Below are 12,690 nucleotides of genomic sequence, written 5' to 3'. Positions count from 1 at the left end.
TGGGTGATTTTGATAGAAAAATATGACTGCTCTAAACGATAATAATTAAACTTAGTAATATTAATTATCTGGACATGTAATTTCTTTACCCTTCAGTATACCATTTTCACCTGGTTGATAGCGGTAGCATTTTCCATCCTGAGCTTTCATAATAATACCTCTATATTTATTATTGATAAAGACGTCTCCTGTAGCAATTTCTAATTGGCTATGAGGTGTTGTAGTACCAATACCAACTCCACCATCACTAGAGCCTGTATCTATTGTGCCACTACTTTCGCACACATCACCAATGCCATTGTTATTTGTGTCTGCCTGATCTGAATTTGCGGTGTCTGGGCAATTATCGCAAGCATCGCCTATACCATCACCATCTGTATCTATCTGGTTAGGATTATTTACATCAGTACAATTATCTTCGGTGTTAATTATGTTGTCTTCATCATCATCAGCTTGTGAAACAGCACATCCAACAAGTATTGCAGGTATTCCTGAACAATCGGTATCATTTCCTGATATGACTAAGTTACCATCAAGGTAAGATGTTCCATCAATAAAGTTTCTTACAATACAACATTCGTTTAGAGAAGTGTTATTGGTTATTGTTAAGCTACCACCTAAGTAAATTAATTCTTCTAAAAGGCTAATGTCCGTTAAACTATTATTTTCTTCAATATTTAGACCAACGTCTAAACTTGATGTATTAGCAATACCAGATAATGACGTTAATGCGTCGTTGTCATCTATTTCTAAAGATGCTGAACTGCCACTTGTTAAATTTTGAAAATCTACACCTGTCAGGTCGTTTAAAGCGTCATTGCCGGAAATTAATATTCGTGTTGCTGAAATACCTGCCATGCCCGAAATATCAGTTAAGGCATTATTGTTGTCTAAAACAAATCCAGAATTGTTAGTTAAAGTTACATTCGGTAACCCATTTAAGTTAGTTAAACCATCATTGTTTTGAATTGAGATATCACTCATTGTACTTCCAGATTGAATTCCAGATAGAGCAGATAAATCATTCAACGAATTATTATTTGTCAATGAAAATCCATATACCATTCCTGTGATGTTGTTTAACCCATTTAAGCTAACGAGTTGAGCGTTATCACTGATGTTTACAGTGGATATTCCACCTGTAACGGAAGATAGGCCTGATAAATCTGTTAGACCAGTGTTATCAATGGTTATGGTATGAAAATACATATTAGAAGCATCAAAACTATTAAAACTAGGTAAATCTGAAATAATCAAGTTGCCACTTGAACTATATCCAAAATTTGCATCTTGAATCTTCAATCCATTTGAACCCGTAGACGTTAATAAAGGAAGTGAAGCACTTATCAGGCTTGGCCCATGTAAATATAACCCAGCACCAACTGTAGTAAGATTTGGTAAGTTGATAGAGGTTAATCCTGTATCACCAATTTCACAATTTCCACCTATCGAGGTTAAACCAGATAGAGCACTTATGTTGGAAATGGCATTATTGGTTAATTGAAAATCTCCAGTAACGTTAGATATTGAAGCTAATCCACTAACATCTGATAGATTCGTATTGTCATAAATCAGTAAGTCATTAGCAATATTAGTTACTGCCGAAACAGCAGAAAGATCAGTGAGACTGGTGTTGTATATACTTAAATTATTAGCTGAATTTATGCTGCCCAAATCTAGAGTAAGAGGATTGCTAATGTTGGCAATTGTTATATTATTTTGGGTAGCACTGGTAGTGATATTAATGTCTGAAATTCCAATAGAACCAACAATACTATTTAAACCAGAAAAATTAACATTCGTAAGATTCGGACTGGTAATATTCATATAAGAACCGATTGAAGTAAGTGTTGGTATACTAACAGAGGCCATCTCTGAATCAATTCTAACAAAACTATTAACTGTTGTTAGTGAGCTTAGGTCTAAAGTGTTTAGTGCTGTAGCGCTGTATATATTTATTGATTCAAGAGCACCCATACTTGGAAGTTCTAATGAGGAAACGGTATCTCCAGTTAGCACCAAATAAGTAGGGTTTGCAGTACTACCAGAAACATATGCATTAGATATATAAATGCCGTTTGGCGCAGATGCTAGCGTGTTTAGAGATACAGATTGTAAAGCGGCTGCAAATCTTACATAAAACATAGTCCCTACACTGGTAAGGTTGGGTAAGTTTATAGAAGTTACTGAATTGTTATTATAAAAGAAAAATTGCCCACCAATAGTTGTTAAATTGGTAAAATTTAAATTGGTTAAATTGGTGCCTCCAATAACGAAATTTCCTAGTGTTGAATTAAGATTAGGAATAGATAAGGTTGAGACAACGTCACTATCTTCTACATAAAAATCATCTACTCCAGAAGACAAACTGCTTAAGTCTATAGTGTTAATATTAGTGTTGTCTCTTATATATACATCGCCATTAACAGTATTAAGATTGGGTAAATTAATAGTGTTAATAACAGCATTATTTGATATATTAACATAACTACCAACATTAGTAATGTTCTGCAAACCTGTTAAATTTGATAAATTATTACAGTTATATACTTGTAGATAACCATTAACCTGTGTTATAAATGATAATCCTGATAAATCTGTAATGTCGGCTCCGTTATAGATACGTAAATAGCCGTCAATAGTATCACAAGTACCACTATATGTTGCTACAAAATTATCAACAGCAGCTTGAGAGTTTAGAGTTATATTAGTTATACATGTTTGTGAATAACTACTTAGCGTAGTAAGAAATATGACAAATGAGATAAAAATAGTTTTCATAATGACATGAGATTAATAGCAAGTGGTAAATTTCTGTAAAACAGATATTTGTAACCTCACCCTTTTGGGTGATTTTTTAAAATAAAAAAAGCCGCTCCCTACTGCGGCTTTTTTCTAATTTGACCTAGCCCTTTAGGACTTGGGTCTCAAAAACATAATTGAAATTTGCTACTAATTCTCAATTATCAGTTTAATCTTTTGAAAACGGTCTATTTATTTTCTAGTGCTAATATTCTTGCTTCTAGGGTTTCAAGTTTTTTTAGTTTTTCTTTTAAGATTGTGTTTTCTTGTTTAAGAGTTTCAACCTCTTCTTTAAGTTCTTGTACGGCTTTTATAGCTATAACACCTGTGGCACTATAATCCATATGGTAGATATCCTCATCTTCATGATACGTAATTAACTCAGGGTAGATTTTTTCCACATCTTGGGCAACCATTCCAATGTAGTTTTTACCTTCATCATCTGCTTTATATTTATAAGTTAATGGTTGTAAGTTCATAAAGTCATCCCATGAAAAATAGAGGTTTTTGAAGTCCTTTTTGAGTCTTCTGTCGGATGTTGCTGTATATGCACCAGATATATCATTAATATTAGATATTATCGTAGTTCCTTGATTGCTAGAAAAAAACCTTAAATCATCAGTTCCAGAAGAAACGTACATGCGGAACCAACTATTATTATTTATGTTTTCTAATTTCATACCGTCGGCATCACCATTATTACCATGATACAGATGAAGATCAATATCTGGTAAACCACCAATACCTACATTATTCTCTCCTGCATCTATTCTAAACATATTAGCTCTGCCAGAAGATTCAATCCTAAAATCTCTATCTAAACCTTGTTCATTAAATACAAATTGAGTATTCATATCTAAATCTACTGAGATATTACCGTTTTCTCTAAGAATAAATCTGGCGTCATCCCCATCATCTAGCATTTGGGCTAGGATTGTACCGCCTGTATCTTCATCTCTCCAATATAGGTCTCCACCTAAAACAGTGTCACCATTATCAAGTACAGAAAATTTACCTGTTCCAGCATCTTGAATAATAAAGTCTCCATTTCCATTTAGATTAAAGCGAGTGTCAAAATTACCGTAAGTTATATTGGTGTCTTGGGTAAGTGCCCCTCCCCATCTTATATCGTTACCTACTTCAGTTAGTCCATTACTAGCGGTACTACTTTCTGCGGCATCAGACCAAGTTAAACCTCCAGAACCATCGGTTACCATTAATTGTCCAATAGTACCATCTGCAGTAGGAAAAGCATAACCACTATCTGATGGATTATTCACTTGTAATTCTCCGTTGGCTCTTAGAATATTGTTATCAAATTCACCGTAGATTAATGGTGCGTTGGAGCTTGAGTTTTCAATGTATAATTTATTATCACCTGTTGCATTATATCCAGAATTATAACCAATAAAAACGTTGCCAGATTTGCTTTCAGCTGTACCATCTCCTCCACCAGATTCCGTACCTATATATACATTCTGAGAGGATGTAGTATCTGAGTCACCTGCTCTAAATCCGATAGCAATATTATCATTACCATTATTAGCATCGGTGAGAGAATAGGAACCAATTGCTATATTATTGTTGTTTTCTTGGGAATTATATAATGCGTTAACACCTAAACCTATATTATGTGATCCTATAGTATTATTATATAATGTTCTAAAACCGATACTTGTATTATAATTTCCACTAGTATTAAAATATAATGCTCGGTTACCAACTGCCATATTACAAGTTGCATTATTGCTATTGTACATAGCTTGATATCCTATACTCGTATTATATTGGCTACCTACAGAAGAAAACCCATTTTGGTAACCAATAAATGTATTTCTATTGTCTCCAAGGTCATCATTTTCACCAGCCTGTTCTCCAATAAATAGAGAATTACTGCCATTAATCATTTCTAATTGTCCTTTAGTAGTTAGACGCATGTGTTCATTATTATTAACTCTAAAGCTAAGCTCTTGGTTATCGGTTGTGCCAATAAAATTAGTTGATGGATTTGTACCAGAGTTACCAGAAAGAGACCAGAAATGCGAATCACCGTCAACAAAACTCACTTGCCCCAAACCATTAGTTGCCATGACTTGGTTGGCTGTACCGTCTGTTAGTGGCATATCGTAGGCATCATTAATGTTCATTAAGCCATTTTTGTAAATAGTTAATGCATTACTTTCAGCACTACTACTGGTTCCGTTACCAATTACAAAAAGTGGGTCTGCACTTTGCCATGTAGTAATGTTCCCAGAAACCAACGAATTATTATACTGGCCGATTACAGTTTCATAAGCAGAAGTAGCAATTGTAGAATGTCCTAAGGCCGTACTATTAACTCCAGCAGCATAAGTGTTTCTACCCATAGCAATACTGTAATCATTATTAGCAATAGTATTTGTTCCAAATGCTGTACTAAAATTTGCATAAGCATTAGCAGATTCACCAAAAGCAAAACTGGCATAACCTTGAGCATATGAACTATTACCAAAGACTAGACTATAATCAGCGTCAGCATGAGAACTCGAATTATTACCAAACACAAAACTGTATTCTCCGCCAGCAGTTGAGTTAGCACCAAAAGCGGCACTGTAAGCACCAGCTGCGATAGCCAGTTGACCAACTGTAAGACTATAATCACCTATTGCCTGAGATTGGTTTCCAGAGGCAATACTGTATGTGCCATATGCATATGTAAGAGCACCAAAAGCACTGCTAAGACTACCTTCTGCGTGTGTATTAGATCCAAAAGCAATACTGTGATCACCTTCTGCATGTGTGGTTTCTCCAAAGGCAAGGCTATAGTCACCTTCAGCAATTGTAGAATAGCCAAAAGCAGTACTGTGTGATGCACCTGCGGCAGTATTATCGCCAAATGCCATGCTATAGTCCCCTTCAGCCGTTGTGTCATAACCAAAAGCAGTACTATAATCACCGACACTTGTGCTTTCCCATTGCCCTCCCGACACAGTTCCAGCTCTAAAGGCTGCTTGGTTAGGATTAAAAAACATACGTGTACCAGCACCAGTAACTTCTGAGTCTATTGTGTTTCCGTTACCAAAAGATCCCGAGACCACAAAACCATCTTCACCATTTATACTTACAGCTCCATTGTCTGCAGTGATAGTTCTTCCATTACCAGCACCTCCTTCATCATAAGCTTGGTCTAAAGTATTATGGCTAATTGATAATAACGATGACGGATCAACAAAATTTACCTGACCAGAACCATCTGTAGCCATAACATAATTAGTGGTGCCATCGGTAGAAGGTAAATTATAGCCATTGCTTCCCGTTGTTCCTATATATACATCACCTAAAAAGTAACCAGAATAACTGCCTGTTTTAAGAACACTTGAATAAACACCATAATGAGTACCACCTGCAGTTGTAATTATATTGACGTCTAAACCTTTTTTAGTGCCTGTACCTGTACCACCCATATAGGCTTCAAATCCTGTTCTGTATCCAGTACCTCCGGATTCAATACTATTTCTGTATCCAACAAAATTACCATTTATAGTCCATGCTGGTGCAAGTGTATTTAAAAATCCGTAGGCAAAAGGAAATGAGCCCGAATTAAAATAGTTTTGTACACCATAAATATTTTGGCCACTTGGTAAGGAATAGTTTGAGAAACTATTAGATAATCCTGATGTAGCTCTTTGAAGGTTTGTGAAATACTGAATTATACCAGTTGTTCTACCTGGTGATGTGTTAGATGATGAATCAAAAGTTTGGTTTATTCCTGTTAGAATTGCAGCACCAGTTGCTTCATATGTTGCTTCAATACCTACTTTATTATCAGTTGTGTTTGAAGTGCCATCTATATATAAAAAATCATTTCCACTTCTTAGTTCTACTGCACCATCAGTGGTATTTATAACCCTTCCATTGCCAGCACCACCTTCGTCATAGGCTTCATCTAAAGTGTTTTTTGCTCCTGAAGCAAGAAATACCCAAGTAGAAGTGGTGCTATTCCAATAATAAAAGCCTTTACCAGAAGCTCCGCTTCCTGTGTAAAAGATTAACATACCATCTTGTGCTGCTGCAGGTGAAGCTGGAAAATTGCTCATGCGAGGAATTAAAATACCATCATTGTTTGCAGGAGTTGTAGTACTGCTTGCTGAAATGTCTAAACTAGCCTGCGGATTGGTATTGCCAACTCCGACTTGTGAAAAAAGTGAAATAGAATAAAATAGGGTTAAAGCAAAGAATAATAATTTTGTCTTCATAGCCTTATGTTTTTGAGTCTGTTGTCTGAGAAATAACATGCAAAATAAATTGCAGTAGAGAAGTTATTTTAAGACATTATAACTGATTAATAGCTATGTGAAATTAGTTTGCTAGAGGCAATCTAACGTATTGATTTTAGTGAAAACCTTATTTTTTTTAGTGAAAACAATACAACCAAATTATATGCTTTTCAACCTTTCGGTAACTAGGCTTTTTTGAGACGCACTTAAAGGGATGGAATCGTTATCTAGAAAGAGAGAATTCTTGTCTACACTATGTATATGTTTCAAATTAACCACATAAGAACGGTGTGATTTTAGAAAGAAATCACCTTTTAGTTCTTCGGAAATATGTTTTAAAGTGTGAGGTACAAGAAAAGTTTCTGTATTAGTTACTATATAGCAATAGTTGTCATAAGCTTTTAAGTACTTTATGGTTTCTTCATTTATACGATGAAATCTTCCTTCGTGTCTTATCGTTATGAAATGCTGTTGCGATTGATTATAATTATGCCAGGCAAGTTCAATATTGGTGCGTAACCCTGTTTCCGTAAAAGGCTTTACAATATAGCCAAGAGGGTTTGTTTGTTTTACAAGTTCTATAGTACTTGGATCAGTTTGCGAGGATAGAAATAGATAGGGTATTTTCTTTTGATCTAAAGCTTTAGCCAAATCTACACCATCTTTTTCGCCAGTTATTTGAATATCAATAAGTGTTAGATCGGGTTTTAATAATTCTATATCTCTAAGTGCTGTATGATAGTCTTCTGCATCACCAACAGCATAGAAGCCTTGTTTTCTTAAAGCCACCTCTATAGTAGAAACTATTATTGGCTCATCTTCTACAATGTATATATTTAAAGATTTCAAATGTTTTATTTTAAAAGGTTAAAATAGTTTGATGCTGAATTTTTCATTTTTTTTCTTTAGTGAATGCCTCATATTTTTTAGTGAAAAATCATAGTATGGTAAACTTAGATATTTCTAGTATAGCCTCAGTACCTATATTTATTTCTGACTTGTAATTTAAAGTAGCTTTAAGCTTTTTAGATAGCGCTTTCATTAGAGTAATACCAAATGAAGTGTTTTTTACATCACCTTCAAACCCTTTGCCGTTGTCTATAACCTTAAGTATTAGCTTATCATTCTCTGAATAGAATTTTATATGAATTTTGCTTTGAGCTGTTATGTCATCAAAAGCATGTTTTATTGTATTCACTATTAATTCATTCAAAATAAGACCTATTGGAGTAATGGTTTCAATGTCTAGAATTAAAGATTCAACGGTAAGGCTATATTTTATAGGTTCGGTTTTAAATTGATGGCTTTCAAAAATATCACGGACTAAATCTGTAAAATAATCCTCAGTATTGATACCGACTAATTCATCTTTGTTATACAATTTTTGGTGAATCAACACCATGGATCGTACTCTGTTTTCAGCTTCCTTTATGGCAATTTTTGCTTCTTTATCTTGAACGCTTTCAGATTGTAGGTATAATAAGCTAGACACAATTTGAAAACTGTTTTTTACACGATGATGCGTTTCTTTTAGTAATACATTTTTTTCGTCAATGGATGTTTCTAGAAGTACTTTTTGTTTAGCAAGTTGTATGTTTTTCTTTCTGTTTTTATAAAAGAAAAAACCCAGTACAGCAGCCAATAAAAGTCCTGAACTTGCTAAATATGAATAGAGTTTACTTTCATTTTCTTTCGATTCTAGGGCTAAAGCATTTAATTCTTGAGTTTTACTAAACTCATATTGCATCTCTAGTTGGGTCTGTTTTTTTATGTTCTTTTCATTGAAAATAGAATCGTTAGTTTTAGTAAGAAGCTCATAATTTTCAAAAGCTTTTTGAAAATTTCCAGTAGCTTGATAGGCTTCAGATAAGCATTTACAAGCGTCTGAAATAAGCTCAAGATTTCCTGCGTCTAAAGCCAATGTTTTGGCTTTGCTACAATCTACTATGGCGTCTTTATATCTTTCTATTTCAATAAAAAGAGTCCCTCTATAATTTTTTGCAATGGTTAGATTTTCAATAGTATTAGATTCGTTGTAATAATCATGACATTTATTGAGGTTTTCTAAAGCGTCCTCATATTGCCCTAATTTAGTCTGTGCGTTTCCAATATTAAGATAAGAACTCATGAGAAAGCTTAAAGGTGCTTTTCCTGTTTCTTTTAAAGTTTTTCCTTTTTCAAAAAGTTCAAGGGCTTCTTTGGGTTTACCCTGATTGAGCAATAATTCACCTTTGTTAGATATGATAATGCCTGCATTGATACTCGACTCTAAATTTAATGCACTTTTGTAAGCCGAATCGTAATAATCAACGGCTTTATCAAACTCTTCCATCTGATTATAATAATTAGCCAAGGTATTATTCAGAACCAAATTTGTTCCAACATATTTTTTCTTTTGCTCCTCGTCTAACTTCAAAGTGTCAATTTTATCAATTGCTTGCTTTGATTCTAGCATTGCAGCTATAGCTTGGCTAATGTTACCTCGTTTTCTGTATATGCCGCTTTTAGTCATTAGGTTTGAAGCTCTTAGGAACGGCATTGTTTTATCATTAACATAAGATAAAGACTTATTAATATATATATCTGAAGAATCTAATTCACTATTATAAAAAAAGTAATTTCCTAAAGAATAGTATGTATTGGCATATAACTTCGAGTCTTTATTGGATTTTGATAAGGAAAGCGCTTTATCGATTAAAATTCTAGAATCTTTAGAGTAACGCATTTTTCCAGCATTACTTGTGAGTATTCTTACTTTTTCAAAATTGTTATTAATAGTGTCTAAAGACGATATTATAGAATCAACTTTTTTTTGATTAGTATTAGATGTTTCCTGTGAGTAAAGGGTTAGTGAAAAAAGCAGAACAATAAATAGATAAAGGTTTTTCATGAATGTTAAGTTAGGGATTAACACTTAAATTTAAGAGTTTTCTTATTTTTTTAAGATTAATAGTAGCTGTGTAAAGTTGAAATATTGTACTCATTTGTATTTCATCCTTTTGGGTGATTTTTCGGAATTTTGGTTTTGTATTTTTGCTGTATATGTTATTTAAGTTTATGACAATACTATTTAGATATTTCTTCGTAATTGTTTTTATAAGTGGTTTTTTAAACGCTCAAGATGCTGAACCTGATGCCTATCAGGATAGCTTGCAGAAAGTTATTGATAATAGCACTTCAAAAGCTGTTAAGAAAGCAAGCCTTTTTTTATTAGGAGAACATTTAGTGCAGCGCAACCCTGAATTCGCAGAAGATATTGCTAGAGATATTGAACAGAATTTTCTCAACATTGAAGACAGCGAGGAAATAAGAAGGAACAATTACATATTTGCGGCAAGCCATCGTTGGCAAGGTGATTACAAAACCGCTTTAAATTATTACCAAAGTATTTACGAATATTCAAAAGACAATAAGGATTCTATAGATATTGCTAAAAGTGGGCATTTTATAGGAACCATTAATATGTTTTTGGGTAACAACGTGGTATCTCAAAATCACCTATTAGAAGTTGCTAATATTTATGATAAAATTGGTTCAGCTGAACAGAAAGCCAGAATAAATAATACTTTAGCAGGCTTTTATCTTAATATAGACCAGCTAGAAAAAGGAAAGGATCAATATCTTTTAGCTTTAAGTCAGTTTGAAAAGCTGAATGACAGTACAGGTATGGCAAGTGCTAATGCCAATTTAGGATTGCTTTACACTGAATTGGGTGAGTTTGATAAAGCTGAGATGCACCTAATGAAACAAAAATCATTAAACAAAGTATTTCCAACGTTAAGGGAAATGGGCTTTCATCATGATTTTTTAGGATTATTAAGACAAGAACAAGGACGTTTAGAAGAAGCTTATCAAGAACACCTTAAAGCTTTAGATATACGTGAAAATTTAAGTAGTACTTATAATCTTTGCGAATCAAAATTAAATATGGGTGAAGTACTGATAAAATTAAAAAGATATCCAGAAGCCATAGAGCAATTAAATGATATTTTTAGATACGATGAGCACCAATCTTTATACCAACAACAAACAGCCTATAATTTATTGTCTGAAGCCTATGAGAAAAGCGGTAGACATAAAGATGCTTTAGAAAATTTTAAAGCCTATAAAAAGATCAGTGATTCAATATACTCTGAAGAATCCTTAGAAGTTATAGCGGAAAAAGACGCGCAATACGAAAGACAAAAAAAAGATGCCGAAATTGAACTTTTAAATAAGGAAGGTGAGGTAACAAAAGCTAATCTTTCTCGCTCAAAAGTAATTTTGATAGGTACAATAATTTGCTTGGTTTTATTCCTAATAGTAGTTATAGCCTTGTATAAATTATATACTAAAATAAAGTCCAAAAACTATATTATAACAAAAGCCTTAAAAGATAGAGAGCTGTTGTTGCACGAAACACATCATCGTGTTAAGAATAATTTACAAATGATTTCAAGTTTGTTAAATCTTCAATCAAAATATGTTGAAGACAAAAAAGCATTTGAAGTATTGCAAAATGGAAGGAATAGGGTGGAATCTATGGCGATTTTGCATAAAAATCTATATGCAGGCGAAGATTTGAATATGGTGAATCTTCAAACGTATTTTGAAGGTTTAGCACAAAGTATTTTTAATTCGTATCATAAATCAGATAAGGAATTTAGTGTAAAAGTTAAAGCTAAAAATATTTTAATGAATGTTGAATCTGTTATTCCTGTAGGTTTAATTGTAAATGAACTTGTTACCAATTCATTAAAGCATGCATTTCCTAAAGGCCAGATTGAACAGCCTGAAATAATTATAGAAATGACTGAAAGCAACTCTGATTATTGTCTTATCGTAAAAGATAATGGTATTGGAATAAATGATGCTATTCTTCAAAAAACAGCAACAGAATCTTTTGGACAACGATTAATACAATCATTAACCAAAAAGTTAAAGGCTAAAATTGAAGTAAAAAATGATTCAGGAACTCAGGTTTTTGTAACTATTCCTAAGAAAAAAACTAGTGTAGTAATTGATTGAGAAGCGACATAGTTTCAGAACGTGTGTGGGTGTCTAACTTTTCGTAAATATTCTTAATGTGTGTTTTTACGGTATTGATACTCACAAACTGTTCGTCTGCTAACTGCTGATTGGTTTTGCCATCATATAATCCTTTTAAGATATCGAATTCTTTTTCAGTCAAAGGGTTTACAATAACATTATTGATGACGTCTCTATTAAGCTCTAAGGGTAAAATGAATTTAGAGAAATTATGTAAGGCAATTTCAATACTAGAGAATAACTCTCGTTCATTAAAAGGTTTTACAACATAACCCATAGGAAGCGTTTGCTTGGCCTTATCTAAAATTTCCTTTCCTGAATAAGACGTCAGGTATAAAAATGGGACTTTTCGATTTTTGTTAATATAATTTGCGATATCGAAACCTTCATAATTTCCTTCAAGATTAATATCTAATAAAACTAAATCGGGTTTGTTTTCGCTGATATGACTTAAAGCTTCGTCCTTATCATAAGCGATACCAACAACATGGTAGTCAATACTACTAAGCATGTCTTTGATGTCCTCTGCAATTATTGGGTCGTCTTCTACAATTAATACTCTTATTGCTGACATAGGGATTATTTCAGAATAAAGTTATGAAGT

6 protein-coding genes are annotated in these 12,690 nt (G+C 33.3%); 1 reads left to right on the top strand and 5 read right to left on the bottom strand.

The annotated features are described in order from the left end of the window. Positions 1-60: 60 nt before the first annotated feature. The 4 genes from AC2H4K_RS05905 to AC2H4K_RS05890 form a co-directional block, all read right to left on the bottom strand. Entirely contained in the window at positions 61-2,781 is a 2,721-nt protein-coding gene (locus tag AC2H4K_RS05905; protein ID WP_281140346.1) for a beta strand repeat-containing protein, read from the bottom strand. A gap of 209 nt (positions 2,782-2,990) precedes the next feature. Then, positions 2,991-7,037: a phage tail-like protein gene (locus AC2H4K_RS05900; RefSeq protein ID WP_281140345.1), complete on the bottom strand. Its 4,047-nt coding sequence runs from the start codon at positions 7,035-7,037 to the stop codon at positions 2,991-2,993. A 180-nt stretch (positions 7,038-7,217) separates the two neighbouring features. After that, positions 7,218-7,907: a LytR/AlgR family response regulator transcription factor gene (locus tag AC2H4K_RS05895; RefSeq protein ID WP_281140344.1), complete on the bottom strand. Its 690-nt coding sequence runs from the start codon at positions 7,905-7,907 to the stop codon at positions 7,218-7,220. Between the two features lie 88 nt (positions 7,908-7,995). Continuing rightward, positions 7,996-9,948 carry a tetratricopeptide repeat-containing sensor histidine kinase gene (locus tag AC2H4K_RS05890; protein ID WP_281140343.1) on the bottom strand — a complete coding sequence of 651 codons (1,953 nt, stop codon included), beginning with the start codon at positions 9,946-9,948 and terminating at the stop codon, positions 7,996-7,998. Between the two features lie 167 nt (positions 9,949-10,115). On the opposite strand from AC2H4K_RS05890, the gene AC2H4K_RS05885 reads away from it, so the two are divergent. Beyond that, positions 10,116-12,065, top strand: a complete 1,950-nt coding sequence (locus AC2H4K_RS05885) for a tetratricopeptide repeat-containing sensor histidine kinase (protein ID WP_281140342.1) — start codon at positions 10,116-10,118, stop codon at positions 12,063-12,065. Here the strand turns inward: AC2H4K_RS05885 and AC2H4K_RS05880 are convergent. Then, a complete protein-coding gene (locus AC2H4K_RS05880; RefSeq protein ID WP_281140341.1) occupies positions 12,046-12,660 on the bottom strand; it encodes a response regulator transcription factor in 615 nt (204 codons plus the stop codon). The genes AC2H4K_RS05885 and AC2H4K_RS05880 overlap by 20 nt on opposite strands. Positions 12,661-12,690: the final 30 nt, after the last annotated feature.

Source organism: Winogradskyella sp. 266wxhm, from assembly GCF_058964685.1.
The sequence above is the reverse complement of the archived record's forward strand: the minus strand, read 5'-3'. Positions and strand labels throughout refer to the sequence as shown.

Coding starts and splice junctions, on each gene's coding strand:
- AC2H4K_RS05905 (WP_281140346.1), bottom strand. CDS start 2,781: ATGAAAACTATTTTTATCTCATTTGTCATATTTCTTACTACGCTAAGT.
- AC2H4K_RS05900 (WP_281140345.1), bottom strand. CDS start 7,037: ATGAAGACAAAATTATTATTCTTTGCTTTAACCCTATTTTATTCTATT.
- AC2H4K_RS05890 (WP_281140343.1), bottom strand. CDS start 9,948: ATGAAAAACCTTTATCTATTTATTGTTCTGCTTTTTTCACTAACCCTT.
- AC2H4K_RS05885 (WP_281140342.1), top strand. CDS start 10,116: ATGACAATACTATTTAGATATTTCTTCGTAATTGTTTTTATAAGTGGT.
- AC2H4K_RS05880 (WP_281140341.1), bottom strand. CDS start 12,660: ATGTCAGCAATAAGAGTATTAATTGTAGAAGACGACCCAATAATTGCA.